Genomic DNA, 22,606 nt, shown 5'->3' on the forward strand with positions numbered 1-22,606 from the left:
AAACCTTTTTTAATACAATCTTCGTGTCAGCCCGCACTATACTGTTACTGATTTCTTCTTTCTGGAACCGTGCAGATAATACCCCACAACGGTATATCGCACAAACCATTGATACGTGAATAATGATATACCCAAAGGAATTATCACGCACAACATGAATTTTAACGAACCAGGTATGGACAGCTGTCCGAGGCACAATTGTGTGGCGTTTACCAATGCCACATGTACCAGGTACACCCAATAGGAAGCGTCGGAAAGATAACGCACGGTGGCATTTTCCGCATTCACCCACTTCAAAAACACGCCCATCAAACCAATAACGAGCGAGAGTGTGGTGAGAGTGGCCAACGCCTTTAGCCATAACATGGGCGTAGTAGCATCGTTACCTGCCTGTAGTAACCTGAACAAATAAATGCCGCTCGCTGTACCCAGCATAACGAACAGCAGGGAATACCGGCGGAGCAGCGGAAACCACGTACCCATATACTCATGCAGCAACCAGCCGGCGAAAAAGAAAAGACCATAATACGCCATAAAGGAAGGCTTAGGAATCAGTCCTGGCGCATATTCTACCGTTATCGTGGAAAACAGCAGCAACGTGATAAAAGATCCAAATGCCAGTAAAGGCAGTATGATGGCTGGTTTGGAGAGGCTTTTTACAAAGCTGTCCAGCCATTTTATTTTTTGTATGATATACAATCCCCACTGCCGGATGCCCAGCCCGATGATGTAAAACATCATCAGGTAATAAAGGAACCACAGGTGCAGCGGGCCTCTCCAGATAAAAATATCATGTATGATCAACCTGGAATCAGCCAGTGTAAAATGTGTACCGCCATCGGTCACACGGTAAAATACTGCCGGCAGATAGGTTAGCGGGAGAATGGTGAACAAGCCCACTAGCAAGGGAACCAGTATCCGCTGGGTGCGGTGTTTCATAAAGGCGGTTGTACCAATCCGGTAGTAAAGTAACCGGAAAAAGAAACCTGCAATTACATAAAACAACTGCATCCTGAAAATATGAATGCCAAAAAATACCGCATCAAACGCCTGGCTGCTGTAATCCGGCACATGATAGAAGCCTTCAAAAGGAGACTGCATAAACGCCATGCTGGCGTGAAGCACGAGGCCCAGGAACATAGCGAGGGCTCTTAATGCATCCATGCTGGATATACGACCGGTGTTAGATGTTGTTGGCATGCCTATAAGGGGTTACTGAGGTTGATAGTTCGCTGTGCCTTCTCCCATACGGCAGATTGCCGGGAACCGACAAACCGCAGGAAGCCGTGGTAGAGGGCTATATTCATAAAGATAAAATAAAACGGAACATAACAAGGCTTGAACCGGATGCGTACTAACGCCAGTCCAAAACCAATAACGGCCAGCAGATAGAAGAACAGCTGCATATACAGCAGGTACAAATAAAACGGGCCCGCATTTTCAGCCACCAGCAGGATATTGGTGCCTAATATCAATGGCAGGGCCAGTGGGCACAATGTCCATCTCAATACCCTGTGAGAGATGTATTGAAAGGAGAGGAGCGGTTGCCGGAAAATGTTCAGCAACTGTTTTAGCATCACGATAGACTGAAATCCACCTGCACTGATGCGCACCTTCCGCTTGTATTCATCTGCCAGCGAAGCGGAAGGTGTTTCCATAGCATAAGCATCAGGAGCATACGCGATGCGGTAGCCCCGCATATTTATCTTGAGGGAAATGATAAAATCATCGAGGATAACATGACCTGCCACCGGTTCAAATAATTCGGTTCTGATGGAGAACAGTTCTCCGGCCGCGCCCACAACGGAGTACAGCCTGTCGTCGAGTCGCTTCAACGCAGACTCGTACTTCCAGTAAATACCTTCTGTGGCGGCGGCTCCGTCTTCTCCTTCCTGCCAGACCCGCTTTTCTCCTGCTACACCACCTGTCCTCTCATCGCGGTAATGTTGCATAATATTGCGGATGGCGGCTGGGTTTAATAATGTATTGGCATCGCAGAAAACAACAAACGGTGTGGTAACGGTCCGCATCGCTCTGTTGAGCGCAGCGGTCTTGCCTTTCCGCTCCGGTTCGTGCAACAACGTTACCCTGCCATATTTCCGCACCTGGTGCGGCGTGCTGTCGGTAGAACCGTCTGTAATGAAAACGATGTCCAGTTTGTCGGACGGATAGTCCAGCGACAGTGTATTCCATATTTTTTCTTCTATGAAGTCTGCTTCGTTATAGGCTGCCACGATCAGCGTGACAGCGGGGGTGAATTCCTCCGGAGCATCCGCCTGCGGTAGTGGCGCCCGTTTCCTGAAACGGAGTATGGTCCACACCAGCACGCCATATCCGACGTAGCTGTAGCATAGTATAAAGAGGCTGAAGAACAGTATCGACTTGATTGCAAACATGCGTTCCGGGATTAATTTCGAGTGCCAAATTAATTAACAATTCCAATTCGGTTTTTAATTATAACTACATGTAACTGACGGAACTGATCATTCACTTACCAAATTTTATCATTCACGAGGAATTTTGCATCACTGACAAATTTCAAAATATTAAGAAATGATTGTTTATATACTTTTGCACCGGATGAAGATCAAAAGCCACTGAAAACCGAGCTGAGATCGCCCGAAGATGACTGATTTGTTATTTTTGCATTATTCAGGAATAATAGATAATTTTATCCGGAAATTCATCCCAGCCAACGACCATCTCCTCTGAAATTCTCAATGCTAAAACCATCACCCGGATTGAACCCCGTCGTTCCCTGGACTTCGTATGTCCGTGGAAGTACGAAACCCTTTCTGATGGTGACTTTATAACCTTATCCTCCTGGAAGATCAAAAGATGATCATGCACTACTGATAAAGTGGTAATTGTGGTCGCTGAATAAATCTTTTATTTTCTAAAACGGAGTTAAATGAAAAAAACAGTTTTAATAGTAGACGACAGCGCGCCAATGAGGTTTTTGCTAGAAGCGATGCTTGGACAACGATTCAGGGTCTACTCTGCTATTGATGGCCTGACAGCCTGCAAGTGGCTGTCCGCCGGAAATGTGCCGGATATCATTGTATCTGATGTACAAATGCCAAACATGGACGGCGTAGAGCTGACCAAAAATCTTTCTGCCAACCTGCTGTATAGCGACATTCCCGTAATCCTGCTGACGGCTATGCAACTGGAAGAAGTAACACTGTACCCCAACGTAGTACAACTCGTAAGCAAGCCTTTTGATCCGCTTGTTTTAATGAAAATTATCGACCAACAGCTGACTGTCTCACCAACAGTAATCGTAGCTGAATAATATATGGGAACCGTTTTTACCATACTTAATTGTATACTATAAACCGAAGACACATGAGTTCGAATCTACCCGTTCATTTGACTGTAGAGAAAAAAAGAAAGAGCGGAAAGGTGATAGAGTTGCAGGGTACTGCCCATACATTTATACTGTGTATAGGTGACAGTAACTGTATCTCTCGTGTGACAGAAAACAAAGACAAGTGGGTTGTTTGTGTGGAGACCGTTCTGCAGGCCAGAAAAGTGCTGAGAGAGCGGCTGCGCATGAAACTGAAACCGGAGTTTATTATCTGCAACATCAGCGGCAATACCGTCGATCTGTTGAGCCTCCGGGAGTTCCTGCAGGAAACGAAAGAGTATGAGGAAGTGCCCTTGTTTGTTTATACCGATTTTCTCACAGTAGAAGTACGCTGGGAATTACAGAAAACCGGCGGCATCGATGATTTGCTGACAGCTTCCGTTACCCCTGAAATATTTGCGGAGAAACTGTCAATGGCCCGCAGGCTCCGCGAACTGACGAAAAAAGCAGAAAGCGCTGCAAAGACAAAACGTCAACCCCTGAAATATTATATCAATCATTTCTTTAAGCGCGCCATGGACATTGCAGTGGCAGGTACACTGCTGCTGTTGTTAAGCCCCGTTCTGTTGTTGGTAGCACTCCTGATAAAAATCGAGTCAAAAGGCCCGGTGTTTTATATCTCACATCGTGCAGGCAACGGATACAAGATCTTTAATTTCTACAAGTTCCGCACCATGGTGGTGAACGCCGACAAACTGGTTTCCGAGATGTCACACCTCAATCAATATGATACCAACGGAAATGATCCGGTATTCTTCAAGGTAAGCAACGACCCGCGCGTAACACGCCTCGGTGGCTTCCTGCGCAATAGCAGCATGGATGAACTGCCGCAACTGCTCAATGTATTACTGGGACATATGTCGATAGTAGGAAACAGACCGCTGCCTTTATATGAAGCGGCTACCCTGACGACCGACGACTATGCAGGACGTTTCCTCGCACCTGCCGGCATCACCGGTTTGTGGCAGATCAAAAAACGCGGCCAGAAAGATATGAGCGTAAAGGAAAGGATCAACCTCGATATCAGCTATGCAGAAAACCATTCTGTACTGTACGATATGTGGATACTGGCCAATACCCCCAATGCACTGATACAAAAAGACAACGTTTAGCATCAATTATGGACATCACGCAAAAGAAGGATACACCACTGGTTTCCATTATAGCGCTCAACTATAATCAGACCACCGTTACATGTGAATTCCTGGAGTCAACGAAAAAACTCAATTACCGGAACTTCGAAACAATTGTGGTTGACAACGGTTCAACGGTTGACCCCACAGCACAAATTGAAGCGGGCAACTACCCGAACCTGAAACTGATCCTGAGCCCCGTCAACCTTGGGTTTACCGGTGGCAACAACCTCGGTATTGAACAGGCGAAAGGAGAGTACCTGTTTATTGTCAACAATGATACGGAAGTTACCCCCGATCTGCTGGACCATCTGCTGGCGCCTTTTGCCAAAGACCCTGCTATCGGTGTGGTATGCCCCAAGATCCGTTTCTATCACCATCCGGACACCATTCAGTACGCCGGCTTCCATCAGATGAACCTGCTCACCGGCCGCACCTGGGCGGTAGGCAGCAAAGAAGTGGACAAAGGCCAGCATGATAACTCCGGCCCTACCTGGTGCGCACATGGCGCCGCTATGATGGTGAAAAGAGAAGTGATAGAAAAAGTAGGCCGCTTCGCAGATAAGTTCTTCATCTATTATGAAGAGTCAGACTGGTCGGCCCGTATACTGAAAGCTGGGTTTAAAATATATTATAATGCTGATGGCCTGATCTTTCATAAAGAATCCATCACCATGGGAAAGGAGAGCGCTATCAAAGTGTATTACCACACGCGCAACCGCATTCTCTATATGCGCCGGAACACCAATAAAATGCAGCTCACCGCATTTCTGTTGTTCTTTGGTTTCCTCACATTCCCCAAGTCAGTCGGTACCTACTTGGTCAAAGGGCAGTTCACTCACCTGAAGTCTTTCCTGAGAGGCGTAGCATGGAACCTGACTACATCCAGTTATTCACCCGTTTAAAAATTATGTAATATGTCAAAGATAAGATCTCTTGTTACCGGCGGCGCCGGATTTATTGGCTCACACGTTGTGAAGCATTGTCTGGCCATGGGTCATGAAGTAGTGGTACTGGACGACCTGAGCGGCGGATTTGAAGACCACATTCCGGAAGGAGCTGTTTTTGTACAGGGTTCTGTGTACGATGAAACACTGGTGGCCAACCTCTTTGAAGAATACCGTTTTACCTACGTATATCATCTGGCAGCTTATGCAGCGGAAGGACTTTCCCATTTTATCCGCCGCTTCAATTATAATAATAACCTGGTAGGCAGCATCAACCTGATCAACGAGTCCATTAAACATAAAGTGAAATGTTTTGTGTTCACCTCTTCCATTGCGGTGTATGGTGCCGGTCAGCTGCCTATGCGTGAAGACATGGTGCCGATGCCGGAAGATCCGTATGGCGTTTCCAAATATGCCGTGGAGATGGACCTGAAAGCGGCACATGAAATGTTCGGGTTGAATTACGTAGTGTTCCGCCCGCACAACGTGTACGGCGAAAACCAGAACATCGGTGACAAATACCGTAACGTGATCGGCATCTTTATGAACCAGATCATGCAGGGCCAGCAGCTGACTATCTTCGGTGATGGTGAACAGACCCGTGCATTCAGCTATATCGATGATGTGGCGATTCCTATCGCTAACAGCATCAACCTGCCGGCTGCTTATAATCAGGTGTTCAACATCGGTGCCGACAAACCTTACACAGTAAATGAACTGGCCAATGTAGTAGGCGAATGTTTTGGTGTAACACCAGATATCAAATACCTGCAGGCGAGAAATGAAGTGATGCACGCTTACTCTGATCATACAAAAGCACACAGCGTATTCGGAGAAGGCTCCGGTATCGGTCTGCTGGAAGGTATCCGTCGTATGGCTGCCTGGGCACAGGTAGTAGGCGCCAGGAAAAGCAAAGAATTCGAGAACATCGAAATTTATGAAAAGCTTCCACAGGGTTGGGAAAAGAAACCCGAAGGCGCTACTTCAACCACTGCGTAATGCCTGGCAGCAAAAAAATAAAAGTTTTACAGGCAATCCGGCAAGGGCAGATAGGTGGTGGCGAATCACATGTACTTAGCCTCGTGGGCGCGCTGGACAGGGACCGTTACGAATCGTTGGTCCTGTCATTTACAGATGGCCCCATGATTACCAGTCTCCGTGAAATGGGCATCCGCAGTATCGTACTACCATCCCTCAGGGCATTCGACGTGTCCTGCTGGAAAAAGGTAAAAGCTTTGATGGAAGAAGAGCAGATAGATATTGTGCATGCACATGGTTCCCGCGCGGCAAGCAATCTTTTTTTGCCGGCCCGGCTGGCCCGCCGTCCCCTGATGTATACTATTCATGGCTGGTCTTTTCATGAAGACCAGCCATTCCTGCAAAAGCAGTTGCGCATCTGGTCCGAGAAAATGCTGACCAGCGGCGCAAAGGCCAATATCTCCGTGTCGGCCTCCAACAGGGAAACCGGCGTCAGGTACTTCCGGCGCTTCCGGTCAACTGTCATTAATAATGGTATTGACCTGGACCGCTTCAACCCCGACAAAGCACAACCGGATGTGCGCCGCGAACTCGGTATTCCGGAGCATCATATTGTGGTAGGCTATATCGCCCGTATCACCCACCAGAAAGACCCGTTGACCATGATACAGGCTTTCGCGCAGGTGGCGGAAAAAGTGAAAGACATTACGTTGCTGGTTGTGGGAGATGGCGATATGAAAGAAGAAATGATGGACCTCGCCCAATCGCTTCACCTGACCGGGCGCGTGCTGTTTCAGCCTTTCCGGCAGGATGTGCCGGCCGTGCTCAAAGCGGTGGACATCTACTGTCTTCCCTCTCTTTGGGAAGGGATGCCCATCGGGTTGCTGGAGGCCATGGCCATGCGTAAAGCGGTGGTGGTCACTGCGGCGGATGGCTCCTGTGAGATTGTCAAAGACCAGCAGAACGGCCTGATCATACCGGTGAAAGAACCGGTAAAACTAGCGGAAGCGCTGCTGAAGCTCCATGCAGATGTCGCCCTCCGGCAACAACTGCAACAGGATGCAGCCGCCACGGTAGCCGGCAGCTATTCTGTACAACAGATGGCACAGCAGGTGGCCGCTTTATACGAACGAATTTTGAAAACCGGAAATTAACAGAAGATCATGACAGTCAACAAGCCTGTAACATATGAATATGACCGGATTGCTGACCGGAAGCGGCTGGACTTTATCAGTGCGGCAGTAGCAGAACGGAAAGGCGACCAGGTAACGGTGCTCGACGTGGGTTGTGGCAACGGTGTTATCAGCCGTCACCTCGGCATGTTAGGGTTTAATGTGCTCGGCATAGATGTCAGCGAACAGGCGATCGCCCGGGCGCGTGAACTGAATACATTCCCCAATGTCAATTTCAAAGTGCTTAGTGCAGAACAGCTCGTGGCGGCAGGGGATACTTTCGATGTGATCGTTTGCAGCGAAGTGCTCGAACACCTCCAACAACCTGGTGCGCTCCTGGCCACGCTCTATCAGTCACTGCGGAAAGAAGGTATCCTCATCGTAACGGTCCCTAACGGTACCGGTCCGCGTGAATTGCTGGTAACAAGACCAGTCCTTAAAATGAGGGAACAAAACAACTGGCTCTGGAAAATGGTACTGAAAACGAAAAAGACGATGGGCTATAGCGGCACTACCGTTCAGTCGGCAGCCGATAACCTGGACCACATCCAGTTTTTCAAAAAGTCAGATCTTGAAACCCTTTCCACAGAAAATAATTTCAGGATCGTCCGCTTTGGTAAAGCCAATTTTATCGAAGATGTTTTCCCCTTCTCTTTTTTCGCCAAAAGGATAAAGGCGCTTCAGTGGCTCGATTGTAAAGTGGCCGATGTGCTGCCTTACCGCTTTACAGGCGGATTCTTTTCAGTGTGGGAAAAAGCCAGATAATATTATATGATGTTGAACATACTTTTTTATCTCTGGATCGCTTTTCAGGTGATCGTTGCCACTTACCTGTTGCAGCCGCTTTTGCTGCTGCTGGTGCATGGCTGCATAAAACTGTTTAAATCAGAGAAGAAAATATCTGCTGCCGATAGTCATGATTATTCCTTTGCGGTGGTGATCACGGCACATAAGAACCTGCAACTGGTGCCGCCATTGGTGGACTCCCTGCTGAAGCAGACGCATGGTAACTATACGGTATATGTGGTGGCAGACAATTGCGGGGACAGCGACCTGGGCATGGAACACGCTAAAGTGAAGTTGTTAAAACCGGAGACACCGCTGAACGCAAAAATCCGTTCCATCGATTACGCGATCCAGCATTTCGAAACGCCCCATGAGGTGATGGTCATCCTGGACGCAGACAACCTGGTGCATCCGCTTTACCTGGAAACGCTGAACCGTTATTTCAATAAAGGCTACGAAGCGGTGCAGACTAATATGCTGGCAAAGAACAACGATACGGTGTATGCACAGCTGGATGCAGCGGGTAACTACTTCAGTAATTTTATTGACCGGCGCATGCGGATGGAGCTGGGGCTCTCTGCCAATATCTGGGGACTGGGCATTGCACTCAGGACCAGTCTTTACCGGCAGGTGGTATATAATAACTTCTTCGGTGGGTTTGATAAAAAGATCCAGGCGGATATTGTGAAGCTGATTCCTCAGTTGGCCTATGCGGAAGATGCGATTGTGTACGATGAAAAAATTGACGACGGCAATGCGCTGGAAACGCAGCGTACCCGGTGGATCAACGCTTACTTTAAATATTTTAAATATGGGTGGGATGTGCTGGGCACTGGTTTACGCCGTGGCAGTTTTAACCTCGTCTTCTTCGGGTATAATCTGTTAAGGCCACCCTTGTTTTTGCAGGTGCTCATGGCTTTGGTGTTTTGTCTGACCAACTACTGGATTGCTCCGGCACTGTCCTGGGCATGGTTAGGAGTACTGGCAGCATTCCCGCTTTCTTTTATGGCCATTGTGGCGTTAATGAGTGAAGATTCCCGGACGGTGAAGGCGCTGTTTTATCTGCCGTTCTTTTTTTTCCGGCAGCTGAAAGCCTTCCTGCATATGGGAAAAGCCAATAAGGCGTTTCTGCAAACGCAGAATAATAAAATTGTATATATCGAAGAAGTGATGAACAAATAGTGAAATAAACAAATATACAGGTGTTATGCCCTGCTTCTCTGTAAAGGGAACGCGGGGCTTTTTATTTGAATTGGGTTATATTACAGGTAAAAGGATCTATCATGTCAGAAACAGTTGAAATCAGGAGTATCACTGCCGCTGATTACCTGGACCTCCGCGAATCCATGGTGTCTGCTTACCCCGATATGGCAGGAAGTTACTGGGGAGAGTCTACCATTCAGCGGTTGATCAAATTGTTCCCCGAAGGACAGATAGCCGTTACCGTTAATGGCCGGGTGGTGGGTTGTGCTTTGTCGATCATCGTGGATTATGACAAGTTCGGTGACACGCACACCTATGAACAGATTACCGGTTATTTTACCTTTAATACCCATAACCCGAAAGGGGATATCCTTTATGGCATAGAGGTATTTGTTCATCCCGATTTCCGGGGAAGGCGGCTGGCGCGCCGGTTGTATGATGCGCGCAAAACGCTTTGTGAGCAGTTGAACCTCGAAGGGATTGTGGCCGGTGGCCGTATTCCTAACTATGAAAAGTATGCCGACAAGATGACGCCGAGGGAGTACATCGAGAAGGTACAGGACAAGGAGATTTACGATCCTACTTTGACCTTCCAGTTTTCCAATGACTTTACCGTTAAGAAGATATTGAAAAACTACCTGCCCAATGATGAGGCATCCAAAGGATTTGCCACCCTGCTGCAGTGGTTCAATATTTACTACGAGAAAGACAGCGACACGATCCGTTATAATAAGTCCACCGTCCGGATTGGATTGGTGCAGTGGCAGATGCGGGATTATGGCGGGATGGAATCGTTCATGCAACAGGTGGAGTTTTTCATTGATGCGGTGAGTGATTACGGGTCTGACTTCGTGGTGTTCCCGGAGCTGTTCAATGCACCCTTGATGGCGGAGTTTAACCAGCTGGACCCCGCAGGGGCCATCCGGGGAATGGCCAAGTATACCGAAACGCTTCGCGACCGGTTCCTTGAGCATGCCGTATCCTATAATGTGAATATCATTTCCGGCAGTATGCCCATCGTCGTTGATGAAGTACTGCATAATATATCTTACCTGTGCCGCCGGGATGGTACGTGGGAACAGTATATTAAGATCCATCCTACGCCGGGGGAAGTTTCCGCCTGGGGGATGAAGGGTGGTTCCGAGATCAAAGTGTTTGATACCGACTGCGGAAAGATAGGCATCCAGATCTGTTATGATGTGGAATTTCCTGAACCTTCCCGGATTCTGGCGGAGCAGGGGATGCAGATTTTGTTTGTGCCGTTTATGACTGATACCCAACATGCGTATAACCGTGTCCGTTTCTGCGCACAGGCCAGGGCCATCGAAAACGAATGTTATGTGGCCATTGCGGGGTGTGTGGGTAATCTGCCAAAAGTTAATAATATGGACCTGCAGTATGCACAATCTTGTGTATTTACACCGTCTGATTTTAACTTCCCGGTAACGGGGATAAAGGCGGAGTCAACTCCCAATACGGAGATGGTGGTAGTGGTGGATATTGATCTCGTGCTGTTAAAGGAACTGCATGCATTTGGCAGTGTACAAACGATGAAGGATATACGAAATGATCTCTATCAGGTCATTAAGAAGTAGGGTAGAGGATCCTGGGCGTAACAGGGTTTTAATTAGATAATTACTTTATGTTGATTTTTATATTTTATTGATAGATAGATGATTGTGGATGTTGTCTAATGGAATAGTTGATGTTGTTCCGATAGATTTTTGGATGCTTCCTCAAATTATTGTTTAGTTTAGTGCTTGTTTTGCTTCAAGCTACATTGTAATTGGTTCTTATAAATTGCTGATAATCAAATTTAAAATTAAAGACTGAGAGATGAACAACAAGATTAATTTGGCCCTTCAGATCCTGCCTTCTGTGCCTTCTGAGCAGGTATATGCCGTGGTGGATGAAGCCATTGCCGTGATTCGTGATTCTGGTGTGAAGTATAGGGTGTGCCCATTTGAAACAGTGATGGAAGGTACCTACGATGAGCTGATGGAAGTAGTGCGTAAGACACAGGAAGTGTGTTTTAAGGCTGGTGCGTCACAGTTATTGGTGTATATAAAAATGCAGATAAAAAAAGACCAGGACGTGACCATAGAAGAAAAAACCGGTAAGTACGATTCCTGATATAATTAAATTTCATTATCTTTCTTGACAAACCAAAGGACAGGACTTATGAGGTATGCCGCAACATTGGATGGGAACTCCAAAATCATGACTAATCTGACCATCATCATTACGTTGATTATTTTATGCCGGCAGATCACCGATGTGAACCATGAAGCGGTGAAGACCAGTATACTTTTAATCGTACTGATACCTGCCATTGTGGTGGCGGCCTGCCTGAGCCCCCGGTATTATAAAATCACGGCCGAGGGCCTGGTGATCCAGAGAGCGCTGTTTCCCATCACGATTCTCTTTGATGACATTGTGCGGCTGCGCAGCATCACCGAAGAAGAACTAGGCACCAGCAGCCGTATGCTGGGCATCGGGGGGATTTTCGGTTACCTGGGCACTTACCGCTCTGCCGAAATCGGCAAGTACCAGCGCTGGTGCACCAACCGCGAAAATCTTGTCCTGATCGAATCACACTCCCGGAAATGGGTCATCAGCCCATCCGCTGCAGAAGACTTTGTAAAGACGATGAATGGTATTATCAATGTCGCCAAATAAATTGCCGCTGGCCTGAAGGTATCCGCCTTCAGGTCTGCTGGTTTCCCCATCTGAAAGCCACATTTTTCCCCTGAAACGGCATAATCTTTATTTTTAAGGATGATTGTTATCGAAGCCATCTTTGAAGCCTTTGAAGGAAAAACTGACGCCCTTCTCCATCTCTGTCAGCGTGCCGTAACCACTGCATTACCGTACATTCCGCCTGGCGGCCAGCCATGGTGGTAGTACGCTCTTTATCGAAACTTCTCCCGAATGATAGCTATTTCATCTCCTGATAAATTGATTTGGAACAATCGGTTTAAAATAATTACCTTCGTTGCATGCCAAGGAATAAGGAATTTGAGTACGAAGAAAAACTGGAAAAGGCACGTGACCTTTTCTGGGAAAAAGGGTATCACGCCACTTCCATCCACGATATTGTGGACAGGATGGGGCTGAACAGAAGCAGCGTATACAATTCCTATGGTAACAAACAACAGCTGTTTCTGAAATGTCTTGAAAGCTATGCGGCCCTGAAAGCTACCCAATATCGCCACGCCGGCAAAAACGCGCCTTCGGCTTTTGAAGCGCTGTCTTTTACCATCCGGGACGTGGTGGAACAAACCATGAAGGACAAAAAGGCCTGTCTGATTGTGCGGACCGTTTTTGAACTCGGCAATGAGGAGCCGGCCATCTCGTCGTTTATCAAAAAAAATGCAGAAGTGCTGGAGTCCATTTTCAGAGAGCTGGTTATCAAAGCAAAAGCAGAAGGGGAACTGAAAAATGAGGCTTCTCCGGATATGCTTGCCCGTTATATACTGACTACATGCAGTAGCTTTTACATGCGCTACGTTCTCACCGGCAACAAAAAGGAAGTCAACGAGATGATCGATTTTTTGATCGGCTCCCTGCGTAAATAATTTTTTTGCCTTATTCTGGAATGATCGGTTTAAAATAAATACATAAAAATGAAACATATGGATTCTCAGACAACAAAGACCAAAGAGGTAGTAGAAGCATATTGGAACAATGCTTCCTCCAAAAATTATCAGGCAAATGCCAGCCTGTTTGCCGACGAAGTAGAATGGCGCATACCAGGCAACAAGGAAAAGGCGCCCTGGATCAGGGACCGTAATACCAAAGCGGAAGCCGTGTCTTTCTTTCAGGAACTGTTTGTACATGTGGAAGCCGTTTCTTTCGATATAACGGGCAAATTCTATGATGGTAATCATGCGGTGGTAACCGGCCACCTGGTCTCCCGCATGCTGAGCACCGGTAAGTTGTTCGACAGTCCTTTCACCATTCAGATAACCGTTGCGAATGGACTGATTACCAAATATCTTCTTCTGGAAGATAGTCTCGGGCTCGTTCAAGCGCTGACAGCTTAGGTTGATAGGGCTGACCGCGAAATATGGCCGGTCAGCCCTTTGGGGTTTTATCCCGGGGCCCACCTGGTGCTTTTCTGGAATCTCCTCCCGGATATTCCTTCCCGAAATCTCTTTCAGAAGCTTCCTCCGGAAATTCCTTTCCCGAAATCTCTCTCCCTGACATTCATTCCCAGGAAGCCTGTTACTATCGGGCCGCCATATCTTCCCACTGCATGCCTCTTGTTACTTTTCGTATAGCCTTTAACGGTATTTCACTCTCGACGTGGCGCCAGCAATAATTCGTAGATTATTAATTTGCACTGACATATAATTAACATTAAATTTTATATTTTAAAATAACATAAATGCGGGTAAGACGCATTGACTTTCGATTTTCCTTGATGTATCTTATATATCACATTCATAAAACCAAAATCTAAATCTAAAACACCATGAAATCAATCTGCACATTGATGTTGGTGGTGGGCGCTTTCCTATTTATTCCCTTCTCTCATTTGCACGCCCAACCCCGTATGTTAAAAGGCCGCGTCACTGCTGCCGCAACCAACACCGCACTTCCCGGTGTAACGGTCCAGGTCAAAGGAACCAGTCGCGGTACTACTACAGACCCTGATGGTAACTTTCGTATTGAAATACCTGTTGGTCCCAGCATCCTCGTATTCAGTTTTATAGGATATCTGACGCATGAAGTTCCTATGAGAGGTCAGGCCATCGTCAATGTGGCCCTGCAACCCGATACCCGCAGCCTGGAACAGGTGGTGGTCACCGCCATGGGCATCAAAAAGGAAAAGCGGGCCATCGGCTATGCTATCCAGGACGTATCCGGCGCTGACCTCACACAATCCAAACAGTCCAACGTCGTCAACGCCCTGCAAGGCAAAGTGGCCGGTGTACAGATCTCAAGTGGTGGCGGCGCCCCCGGCCAGGGCTCCCGCATCCTGATCCGCGGAATTAACTCATTGGACCCTACCCGCGATAATCAGCCTCTTTTTGTAATCGATGGCATTACAATGGACAACAATACTTATACAGATATTGGTAACGCCGGCGGCGCCGATACCCGGGGGATGAGCAACCGTGCTTCAGACATCAATCCCGATGATATTGAAAGCATCTCCGTGCTCAAAGGTGGCGCTGCTACCGCCCTGTACGGCCTCCGCGCTGCCAGCGGTGCGGTGATCATCACCACCAAATCCGGTAAAGCCGGCCGTACCCGTGTGAGCTTCACCACTACAGCCGGATTCGATAAAGTGGGTAAAACGCCTGACGTACAACTACAATACAGCCAGGGTAATAACGGTCAATACGATAACCAAAGCTTCTGGCCTGCCTGGGGCCCGTCAGTGGAAGATGCCCGCAAACTGGACCCCGACCATCCGGCTTCGCTGTACAATAATTACAAACAGGCCTACAACACCGGCTCCCAGTACCGCAACACGCTGGCCATCAGCGGCGGCACTGAAAAAGTCGTATATGCGGCATCGTTATCGCAGTTCAACCAGAACGGTGTGATCCCTTTCAGTAACTATCAAAACTACTCCGCGCGGGTAAATGGCGATATCCGCTTCAGCGAAAAAGTGAAAATGGGCGTGTCCCTTAACTATATTAATTCCGGCGGTAACCGTGCCAATGCAGACCGCTATGGTGAACAGATGATCTATTGGTCACCCCGCTGGAATATGCGCAACTATATCAAGCCGGATGGTACCCAGCAAACTTATGGCGCTACAGACAACCCGATCTATACACTGTATACCAACCGCTACGGAGATAATGTAAACCGACTGATTGGGAACATCAATTTCACCTATTCACCATTCAAATGGCTGGATATCCTCTACCGTGCCGGTACCGACTTCTATACCGATAACCGCCGTCACACCGGCCCAGGCCCCAAAGGCATCACCGGAGAGGTGGTGAATACCGACAACGGTTTCGGTTTTGTGCATGAGTACATGACCAATCAACGTTCCCTCAGCTCCACACTCATCCTGAACTTTAAAAACAAGGTCACGCCCAAACTCACATCTGACCTGAAGCTGGGGCATGACCTGTTTGACCGGCACCTCAAACGGCTCGCTACGGAAGGCGATACCCTCGATATCCCCGACCTGCTGATCATGCAGAACGCTAAGAAAATTGTGTCCACCCAATACATTGAAAAATATTATCTCATCGGGTTGTTCGGAGACTGGACGCTGTCATGGGACCGCTGGCTCTACCTCACGCTTTCCGGCCGTACAGATATCAGCTCCTCGTTGCCCGTTGGCCACCGGGCGTTCTTCTATCCGTCTGTAAGCCTGTCTTACCTGTTTACCGAACACCTGAAGGTGCCGGACAATATACTGTCTTACGGCAAGGTGAGGGCTTCCTGGGCCAGGGTGGGCAAAGACGCATTGCCTTACAATACCGGCTCCGGCTATATCCCGCTTACCGATGGCCCCATCGATAACAACGTGATCGGCTGGACCCGCGCCAACCGCTATGGCGATGCCCAGCTGAAACCGGAATTCACTAACACCTTTGAAGTAGGCGCCGAACTGCGTTTTCTACATGATCGTATAGGCGTTGACTTTGCCTGGTACACCTCCAAAAGCACAGACCTGCTGATTCCTGTAAAGTTATCCAGTGCCACCGGTTATGAAGACTTTTACACCAACGCAGGATCTATTCGTAACCGTGGCGTAGAAATAGCTTTTAATGCCACCCCGATCAAAAAAACTAAGTTCCAGTGGGACATGCGCATTAATTTCTCCGCCAACCGCAACGAAGTGTTGAGTCTTGGTAAAGGTCTTTCTGAAGTGGTGGTTGGAGACCAGTTTGGTTATGCCGGTTCCACCGCCACGATGAAATACCTCCCCGGTTACCCGGTGGGAGCGATCTTCGGCACCAGCTACCTGCGATATACCGGTGGCCAGCCCGACAACAGTATACTGATTGATTACAGCCGGCCCATACAGATTGCGGCGAGCGGCAACCTGGCGGGTTTCCCGATGATCAACTCCGGCCAGAAATACCTGGGCAACTCTCAACCCAAATGGATTGGGGCCATCACCAATACTTTCACTTACGGACCACTTACTCTCTCTGTATTGATAGACACCCGGCAAGGCGCCAAAAAATACAACCAGCTGGCCAACTTCATGGCGGCCTTCGGCGAATCTGCCGTTACAGCCGACCGCTTTACCAGCAAAGTTTTCGATGGGGTACTGCCCAACGGCACGCCCAACAGCCAGGTGGTGTACCTGCAACAGGCCAAAGGCCCGGATGGACGTAACTATGGCGGTGGTTTTTACCGTAACATCTACCGCGGCGTAACAGAAAACTTCGTGGAAAATGCCTCCTGGATACGGTTGCGTAATGTGAGCCTATCCTGGCAACTGCCTTCGCGCTTCCTGTCACGCACCCACCTGATTTCGGCGGCCAGCCTGACATTCACCGGCAACAATCTCTGGTTGCACACCAAATACACCGGCTTCGATCCTGAGTCCAGCTCACTGAACGCCGGCAGTAATATAGATGCCTTTGCCGGTTTCACGTACCCGACTACACGTAGTTACATGGCCTCTCTGAATGTCAACTTCTAAACCACTTCGATCATGAAAAGGATACACACCATATTATATATAGTCTTGCTCGCGTTGCTGACCACCGGTTGTAAAAAAGAACTGGATATCAATGACAACCCCAATCAGGCGGTGGTGCCGCCTATGAACGGGCTGCTGGCATCCACCACGTATTTTACTTCGTATAACGTATACCGTGTGGGCAACACCACTTCCTACTTTGTGCAATACCTGGCCTCGCCCAATGCCAATGGCGCCAGCGACACCTATGAAGTGACAGACTACACCAGTACCTGGAAAGCGCTGTACGACAACATGACCGACCTGCACGACCTGATCGCACAGGCCCGCTCTGCCGGCGCTGACTACCACGTTGGTGCAGCTGAAGTGATGATGGCCATCAACCTCGAAATGCTGAATGATATGTGGGGCGCAGTCCCTTATACGCAGGCTTTTAATACCAGCTTCCTGCAACCGGTCTATACACCGGATGACAGCGTATTCCTACAATGCATCGCCCTGCTGGACGATGGCATCGCCCGTTTGAAAAGCACCAGTTCCAAATATGAGCTGGACGCTACCAAGGACCTGGTCCACAGCGGTAAGCCCGCTGCCTGGATCAAAACTGCCTATACTGTCAAAGCCCGGCTGCTGAACCATCTCAGCCGTAAAGCCAACTATGACCCGGCTGCTGTGCTGGCGGCTCTCGCCAACGGCTATACGGACAATGCAGATGACGCACAGCTGGTACGGTTCCAGTCTCTCAGCCCCTGGAACCAGGCAGCAGTGAATAACGTCAACAACCTGCTCGACGGTTGGCTGAGCGCTCATTTTGTCAATGCGCTCAACGGCAAGACGTTCGGTGTGTTTGATCCGCGGCTGCCGCTTATTACCGACACCACCCGTTTTGGCGACTATCGTGGCACCATCAACGGTGCCGGCAGGGTAGGCTCGGGTACCAACCGTGAAGAATGTTACCTGTCACAGAAAGGATGCTACTCTAAACCCGGCGCCCCGCTGCTGGTGGCCACCAATGCGGAAGCCCGTTTTATACAGGCGGAAGCGGCCTTCCGCAGCGGTGATAAAACCCAGGCTTACCAGGCTTATCTGCAGGGTATTACGGTCCATATGAACAAACTGGGCGTGGACGCAGCCCTTCGGGATGCTTACCTTGCTAATCCGGTCGTGGGCGTAGGAGCAGCCAACCTAACGCTGGCGCTTATACTGAAAGAGAAGTACGTGGTGCAGTTCCTGCACCCTGATGCATGGAGTGATGCCCGTCGTTATGATTATCAGTACAAGGATTTTAATTTGCCGGTCAATGCGCAGCTGCCGACTTTCATCCGCAGGGTGGCTTATCCCGATTCCGAGAAAAGCCGTAATGGTGCTAATGTGCCATCGGTAACACTGACCGACAAGATCTGGTGGGACAAACTGTGATGATCATGATTGCTGCTGATTCGCCTGATTCGCGAAGATCGGCACGAAGATCACAGCGTATATATTTTTTATAAAGAGAGATGCCTGTCTGAAATATCAAACAGGCATCTCTCTTTATAAAAAAATATAAGTTCTGGTTGATCTCCGCGAATCAGGCGAATCAGCAGCAATCATGATCATCACAGTTACTGTCGGAAAACAAGATACGCGACAATCAATGTAAAGAATACATTAAACAACTGCGCAATGATAAATGCCATAGCAGGCCTTCCGTTTTCCACCTTAAAGATGTCGGTGAATTTCGTTTCGAGACCGATACAGGTGAAGGCGAGGGCAAACCAGTAAGTTTGAATTTCCTTCAGGGAGCCTTTAGCAGCCGCTACTACCGGTGACGGCAATACGAAGGAAAACAGGAGAGAGGCCACGATAAAACCCAGTACAAATTTGGGGAACCTTTCCCAGATGGTGCGAACAGTGGGCTTTTCGTAGTTCGCTTTCTTTTTTGTGTATGACCAGTAGACGGAGATGATGAAAGCGGCCAGTCCGAGCAGTACGTTCTGTGAGAACTTCACGATAGTGGCGTATTTCAGGGCTTCATCCCCCAGTTTGGTGCCGGCAGCCACTACGGCGCCGGATGTGTCGATAGTGCCGCCCAGCCATGCACCTGCTACTGCCGGAGACATGCCGGCCCATACCGCAATACCGGGCATGAACAACATCATCGGGATGGCAACGATCATCACCAGGGAAATAACGTGGGAGAGTTTTTTATTGTCACCTTCAATAGCGCCGGAGGTGGCAATAGCCGCTGATACGCCACAGATAGACACGGCACTCGAAATCATCATACGGAATTCATCGTCCAGTCCCAGCATCTTGCACAGCCAGAAAGAAAAATACCAAACGGTAAACACTACTACCACCGACTGCAGGATACCGAGCATGCCTGCCTGTAAAATATCGCCAAAGATAATATTGGTGCCCAGCAGTACTAATCCTATCTTGATGTACAGTTCTGTTTGCAGCGCCGGTTTTACCCATTGCGGCAGGCCGATAAAATTACTGATGAAAAGGCCGAGCAGCAGGCTGAAGAGCACTACTTCAATGCCCAGGTCTTTGATGGCTTTATTGGCGGTGATGATTTGGGCCAACAGGGAAATGAGCACAATGGCCAGCAGTCCGGACACCAGCGCTGCCGGTTTGAAATCGCCCGCCAGAAACCGCGCCAGCAGCAGGCTTCCCAATACCCAGAGAAACAGGGTGCCGATATGTATCAGGTTAGAGGTGTTCGTCAGCTGGCTCCATAATTCAGTTCCCGAAGACCAACCGTATTTAGGCAGTGCAGGCTTCAGTCCCGCCACCACCAGCGTGATGGTCAGGAACGCGATGATCACCGCAATCCAGTCTTCATGAATTTTCTTAGGTTGTAACATAGGTTTATAACTTATACGCGCGTTTGCATGCTAGTGAAAAAAGAGGTACCCGAGGAGGATGGCGGACAACAGGCCGAAGAAATCAGCAATCAGTCCGGCTGTCAACGCATAGCGGGTATTTTTGATATTCACGGAGCCGAAATAAACGGCCAGTACATAAAAAGTGGTTTCCGTAGTGCCCTGTATCACGCTGGCCAGTTTACCCTGGAAAGAATCCGCGCCGTAGCGGGTCATCACTTCAATCATCAGGCCTCTGGCACCGCCGCCACTCAGTGGTTTCATGAGGGCTACCGGTAATGCAGGTACGAAATCAGTATTGAAGCCCATCCAGGAAAACAGGCTGGCGATGGCGTTAATGAGATAGTCCATACAGCCGGTAGTGCGGAATACACTGATGGCTACGAGGATGCCCACCAGGTAAGGGATGATCCTTACTGATACCTGAAACCCTTCTTTGGCCCCCTCTATAAAATTATCATATACATTAATTTTTTTGATGATACCTGCTCCCAGGAAGAGGATAACGATCGAAAAGATGATACCACCACCGAGGTTGCTCATGGTAGGGCCGATTTTTTCCGCAGGCATATGTCTCACCCAGTAATACAGGCCGGTCACCACCGCTGCGAAACCGCTCAGAAACACCAGTACCGGGAGTTTGAACAGGTTAATGCGCTGGTAGGCGGACACGGTGAACATACCTATAATAAACGCTATAAAGGTGGAAATCAGTGTGGGAACGAAAATATCCGCAGGATTGGCGGCACCGGCGGCTTTACGGAGTGCGATCACGGAAGTGGGGATGAGCACTACGCCGGCGGTATTCAATACGAGGAACATGATCTGCGGGTTGCTGGCTGTGTCCGGTTTGTCGTTCAGTTCCTGCAGCTCCTTCATGGCTTTGAGGCCCATGGGCGTAGCGGCGTTATCGAGCCCCAGCATACTGGCGGAGAAGTTCATCATCATAGAACCCATGGCCGGATGGCCTTTCGGGACCTGGGGAAACAGTTTGGAGAAAAAGGGATAAACCAGTTTGGAGAAGCGGTTGATCATCCCGGCAGCCTCGCCCACCTTCATAATACCGAGCCAGAGCGTCATGATGCCGGCCAGGCCGATGGAGATTTCCGCCCCGGTTTTGGCGCTGGCGAGCATACCGTTCATAATATCGCCAAAAATAGCCGTATCCTGTAAAAACACCGACTTGAAAACTGCTACTACAAAAGCTATCAGGAAAAAGCCCAGCCAAACGTAGTTTAATGCCATTAGATTATTGGTTTATTCTGGCAACAAATAAACTAAAATAAACTTATCTTTGCGCAAATTTTAAAAAATGGCTTTGCAAGTTGGAATTGTAGGATTGCCGAATGTAGGGAAATCGACATTATTTAACGCGGTGAGTAACAGCGCTAAGGCGCAGGCCAGCAACTACCGCTTCTGTACCATAGAACCGAACGTAGGGCAGGTGGACGTACCTGACAACCGTATGGACAAACTGGCCGAGCTGGTGCAACCTCAGCGCGTCGTGCCTACCACTATCGAGTTTGTGGACATCGCCGGACTGGTGAAAGGCGCCAGCAAAGGCGAAGGTCTCGGTAATAAATTCCTGGCCAATATCCGCGAGGTGGATGCCATTGTGCACGTGATCCGCTGCTTCGAAGATGAGAACATCCTCCGCGAAGAAGGCGCCATCCACCCGGTGAGCGACAAGGAAATCATTGACACCGAATTACAGCTGAAAGACCTCGAAAGCGTGGAACGTAAAGTTGCCCGTACCGAGAAAATGGCTAAAACCGGTGGTGATGCTAAAGCCAAAGCGGAATTTGAAGTGCTGAAAAGATGCCAGGAACACCTGGAAAAAGGCCGCAATATCCGCGAACTGGGCCTGAGCAAAGAAGATCGCGTAGCTATCGCAGACCTTTTCCTGCTCACTGAAAAACCAGTACTGTACGTAGCTAACGTAGACGAAGCGTCTCTGCATACCGGCAATAAATATTCCGAAGCCCTGAGAGAAGGGGTGAAGGCGGAAAATGCCGAAGTGATCGTGATGAACAACACCATCGAAGCTCAGATCTCCGAAATGGAAGATGCGGGCGACAAGGAAATGTTCCTCTCCGAATACGGTCTCACCGAACCAGGCCTCAACCGCCTGATCCGCTCTGCCTACAACCTGCTGGACCTGATCACTTACTTCACTGCCGGCGTGCAGGAAGTACGTGCCTGGACCATCCACAAGGGCTGGAAAGCACCACAGGCGGCCAGTGTGATCCACACCGACTTTGAAAAAGGTTTCATCAAAGCCGAAGTAATCGCTTACGACGACTACGTAAAATACGGCTCTGAATCCTCTGCCCGCGACAACGGTCGTTTGAGGATTGAAGGCAAGGAATACATCGTTGCCGATGGCGACGTGATGCACTTCCGTTTCAACGTGTAATCATTTCCGTTACAATAAGGTCCTTTCATGATATTGAATGCATGGAGGTTACAACAAAAACCGGGAGCGTCTCAGTAATGAGACGCTCTTTTTTATTT

The 22,606-nt window shown here is 48.8% G+C and carries 20 protein-coding genes; 16 read left to right on the plus strand and 4 right to left on the minus strand.

The window, feature by feature from the left end; all coding sequences use genetic code 11:
* Window positions 1-36: 36 nt before the first annotated feature.
* Together HHL17_RS17850 and HHL17_RS17855 are read right to left on the minus strand one after the other, a co-directional pair.
* Window positions 37-1,200 (minus strand): acyltransferase family protein, encoded by a 1,164-nt coding sequence (locus HHL17_RS17850; protein ID WP_169226186.1) that lies wholly within the window; start codon window positions 1,198-1,200, stop codon window positions 37-39.
* 2 nt (window positions 1,201-1,202) lie between these two features.
* A complete protein-coding gene (locus HHL17_RS17855) occupies window positions 1,203-2,396 on the minus strand; it encodes a glycosyltransferase family 2 protein (protein WP_169226187.1) in 1,194 nt (397 codons plus the stop codon).
* 515 nt (window positions 2,397-2,911) lie between these two features.
* Between HHL17_RS17855 and HHL17_RS17860 the strand changes: the two genes are divergently transcribed.
* The 15 genes from HHL17_RS17860 to HHL17_RS17925 all read left to right on the plus strand — a co-directional run bounded on the left by HHL17_RS17860 (window position 2,912) and on the right by HHL17_RS17925 (window position 18,641).
* Window positions 2,912-3,295, plus strand: a complete 384-nt coding sequence (locus HHL17_RS17860) for a response regulator (RefSeq protein WP_169226188.1) — start codon at window positions 2,912-2,914, stop codon at window positions 3,293-3,295.
* Window positions 3,296-3,348: 53 nt separating this feature from the next.
* On the plus strand, window positions 3,349-4,482 hold the full coding sequence (locus HHL17_RS17865; protein ID WP_206156076.1) for a sugar transferase: 1,134 nt from the start codon (window positions 3,349-3,351) through the stop codon (window positions 4,480-4,482).
* 8 nt (window positions 4,483-4,490) lie between these two features.
* Entirely contained in the window at window positions 4,491-5,408 is a 918-nt protein-coding gene (locus HHL17_RS17870) for a glycosyltransferase family 2 protein (protein WP_169226189.1), read from the plus strand.
* Window positions 5,409-5,420: 12 nt separating this feature from the next.
* Entirely contained in the window at window positions 5,421-6,449 is a 1,029-nt protein-coding gene (locus HHL17_RS17875; RefSeq protein WP_169226190.1) for an NAD-dependent epimerase/dehydratase family protein, read from the plus strand.
* Window positions 6,449-7,582, plus strand: a complete 1,134-nt coding sequence (locus tag HHL17_RS17880) for a glycosyltransferase family 4 protein (protein ID WP_169226191.1) — start codon at window positions 6,449-6,451, stop codon at window positions 7,580-7,582. Before HHL17_RS17875 ends, HHL17_RS17880 begins: the two co-directional genes overlap by 1 nt.
* A 9-nt stretch (window positions 7,583-7,591) precedes the next feature.
* Window positions 7,592-8,365, plus strand: a complete 774-nt coding sequence (locus HHL17_RS17885) for a class I SAM-dependent methyltransferase (protein ID WP_169226192.1) — start codon at window positions 7,592-7,594, stop codon at window positions 8,363-8,365.
* A 6-nt stretch (window positions 8,366-8,371) separates the two neighbouring features.
* Entirely contained in the window at window positions 8,372-9,568 is a 1,197-nt protein-coding gene (locus tag HHL17_RS17890) for a glycosyltransferase family 2 protein (RefSeq protein ID WP_169226193.1), read from the plus strand.
* 101 nt (window positions 9,569-9,669) lie between these two features.
* Window positions 9,670-11,184 carry a GNAT family N-acetyltransferase gene (locus tag HHL17_RS17895; protein WP_169226194.1) on the plus strand — a complete coding sequence of 505 codons (1,515 nt, stop codon included), beginning with the start codon at window positions 9,670-9,672 and terminating at the stop codon, window positions 11,182-11,184.
* A gap of 241 nt (window positions 11,185-11,425) precedes the next feature.
* Window positions 11,426-11,722 carry a thiamine-binding protein gene (locus HHL17_RS17900; protein ID WP_078673005.1) on the plus strand — a complete coding sequence of 99 codons (297 nt, stop codon included), beginning with the start codon at window positions 11,426-11,428 and terminating at the stop codon, window positions 11,720-11,722.
* 48 nt (window positions 11,723-11,770) lie between these two features.
* Window positions 11,771-12,268: a PH domain-containing protein gene (locus HHL17_RS17905; RefSeq protein ID WP_206156077.1), complete on the plus strand. Its 498-nt coding sequence runs from the start codon at window positions 11,771-11,773 to the stop codon at window positions 12,266-12,268.
* A 99-nt stretch (window positions 12,269-12,367) separates the two neighbouring features.
* Window positions 12,368-12,493, plus strand: a complete 126-nt coding sequence (locus HHL17_RS33750) for a hypothetical protein (RefSeq protein ID WP_262889078.1) — start codon at window positions 12,368-12,370, stop codon at window positions 12,491-12,493.
* A 95-nt stretch (window positions 12,494-12,588) separates the two neighbouring features.
* Window positions 12,589-13,167, plus strand: coding sequence for a TetR/AcrR family transcriptional regulator (locus tag HHL17_RS17910; protein ID WP_169226196.1), 579 nt, complete (start codon window positions 12,589-12,591; stop codon window positions 13,165-13,167).
* 48 nt (window positions 13,168-13,215) lie between these two features.
* Window positions 13,216-13,635 (plus strand): nuclear transport factor 2 family protein, encoded by a 420-nt coding sequence (locus HHL17_RS17915; RefSeq protein WP_206156078.1) that lies wholly within the window; start codon window positions 13,216-13,218, stop codon window positions 13,633-13,635.
* A 431-nt stretch (window positions 13,636-14,066) separates the two neighbouring features.
* On the plus strand, window positions 14,067-17,222 hold the full coding sequence (locus HHL17_RS17920) for a SusC/RagA family TonB-linked outer membrane protein (protein WP_169226197.1): 3,156 nt from the start codon (window positions 14,067-14,069) through the stop codon (window positions 17,220-17,222).
* 12 nt (window positions 17,223-17,234) lie between these two features.
* Window positions 17,235-18,641, plus strand: coding sequence for a SusD/RagB family nutrient-binding outer membrane lipoprotein (locus HHL17_RS17925; protein WP_169226198.1), 1,407 nt, complete (start codon window positions 17,235-17,237; stop codon window positions 18,639-18,641).
* Between the two features lie 185 nt (window positions 18,642-18,826).
* On the opposite strand, the gene HHL17_RS17930 is transcribed toward HHL17_RS17925, so the two are convergent.
* Window positions 18,827-20,074, minus strand: a complete 1,248-nt coding sequence (locus tag HHL17_RS17930; protein ID WP_169226199.1) for a YeiH family protein — start codon at window positions 20,072-20,074, stop codon at window positions 18,827-18,829.
* A 30-nt stretch (window positions 20,075-20,104) separates the two neighbouring features.
* Window positions 20,105-21,337, minus strand: coding sequence for a nucleoside recognition domain-containing protein (locus HHL17_RS17935; protein WP_169226200.1), 1,233 nt, complete (start codon window positions 21,335-21,337; stop codon window positions 20,105-20,107).
* A gap of 67 nt (window positions 21,338-21,404) precedes the next feature.
* Between HHL17_RS17935 and ychF the strand changes: the two genes are divergently transcribed.
* On the plus strand, window positions 21,405-22,508 hold the full coding sequence (gene ychF, locus HHL17_RS17940) for a redox-regulated ATPase YchF (RefSeq protein ID WP_169226201.1): 1,104 nt from the start codon (window positions 21,405-21,407) through the stop codon (window positions 22,506-22,508).
* Window positions 22,509-22,606 lie beyond the last annotated feature (98 nt).

This window comes from Chitinophaga fulva (assembly GCF_012927205.1).
In the GTDB taxonomy this organism is placed as follows: Bacteria; Bacteroidota; Bacteroidia; order Chitinophagales; family Chitinophagaceae; genus Chitinophaga; species Chitinophaga fulva.

Bases quoted from the DNA above. Each gene is read 5' to 3' on its own strand.
- HHL17_RS17920 (WP_169226197.1), top strand. From the start codon at position 14,067: ATGAAATCAATCTGCACATTGATGTTGGTGGTGGGCGCTTTCCTATTT.
- HHL17_RS17930 (WP_169226199.1), bottom strand. From the start codon at position 20,074: ATGTTACAACCTAAGAAAATTCATGAAGACTGGATTGCGGTGATCATC.
- HHL17_RS33750 (WP_262889078.1), top strand. From the start codon at position 12,368: ATGATTGTTATCGAAGCCATCTTTGAAGCCTTTGAAGGAAAAACTGAC.
- HHL17_RS17925 (WP_169226198.1), top strand. From the start codon at position 17,235: ATGAAAAGGATACACACCATATTATATATAGTCTTGCTCGCGTTGCTG.
- HHL17_RS17850 (WP_169226186.1), bottom strand. From the start codon at position 1,200: ATGCCAACAACATCTAACACCGGTCGTATATCCAGCATGGATGCATTA.
- HHL17_RS17870 (WP_169226189.1), top strand. From the start codon at position 4,491: ATGGACATCACGCAAAAGAAGGATACACCACTGGTTTCCATTATAGCG.
- HHL17_RS17900 (WP_078673005.1), top strand. From the start codon at position 11,426: ATGAACAACAAGATTAATTTGGCCCTTCAGATCCTGCCTTCTGTGCCT.
- HHL17_RS17905 (WP_206156077.1), top strand. From the start codon at position 11,771: ATGAGGTATGCCGCAACATTGGATGGGAACTCCAAAATCATGACTAAT.
- HHL17_RS17860 (WP_169226188.1), top strand. From the start codon at position 2,912: ATGAAAAAAACAGTTTTAATAGTAGACGACAGCGCGCCAATGAGGTTT.
- HHL17_RS17875 (WP_169226190.1), top strand. From the start codon at position 5,421: ATGTCAAAGATAAGATCTCTTGTTACCGGCGGCGCCGGATTTATTGGC.
- HHL17_RS17865 (WP_206156076.1), top strand. From the start codon at position 3,349: ATGAGTTCGAATCTACCCGTTCATTTGACTGTAGAGAAAAAAAGAAAG.
- HHL17_RS17855 (WP_169226187.1), bottom strand. From the start codon at position 2,396: ATGTTTGCAATCAAGTCGATACTGTTCTTCAGCCTCTTTATACTATGC.
- HHL17_RS17910 (WP_169226196.1), top strand. From the start codon at position 12,589: ATGCCAAGGAATAAGGAATTTGAGTACGAAGAAAAACTGGAAAAGGCA.
- HHL17_RS17935 (WP_169226200.1), bottom strand. From the start codon at position 21,337: ATGGCATTAAACTACGTTTGGCTGGGCTTTTTCCTGATAGCTTTTGTA.
- HHL17_RS17895 (WP_169226194.1), top strand. From the start codon at position 9,670: ATGTCAGAAACAGTTGAAATCAGGAGTATCACTGCCGCTGATTACCTG.
- ychF (WP_169226201.1), top strand. From the start codon at position 21,405: ATGGCTTTGCAAGTTGGAATTGTAGGATTGCCGAATGTAGGGAAATCG.
- HHL17_RS17915 (WP_206156078.1), top strand. From the start codon at position 13,216: ATGAAACATATGGATTCTCAGACAACAAAGACCAAAGAGGTAGTAGAA.
- HHL17_RS17890 (WP_169226193.1), top strand. From the start codon at position 8,372: ATGATGTTGAACATACTTTTTTATCTCTGGATCGCTTTTCAGGTGATC.
- HHL17_RS17880 (WP_169226191.1), top strand. From the start codon at position 6,449: ATGCCTGGCAGCAAAAAAATAAAAGTTTTACAGGCAATCCGGCAAGGG.
- HHL17_RS17885 (WP_169226192.1), top strand. From the start codon at position 7,592: ATGACAGTCAACAAGCCTGTAACATATGAATATGACCGGATTGCTGAC.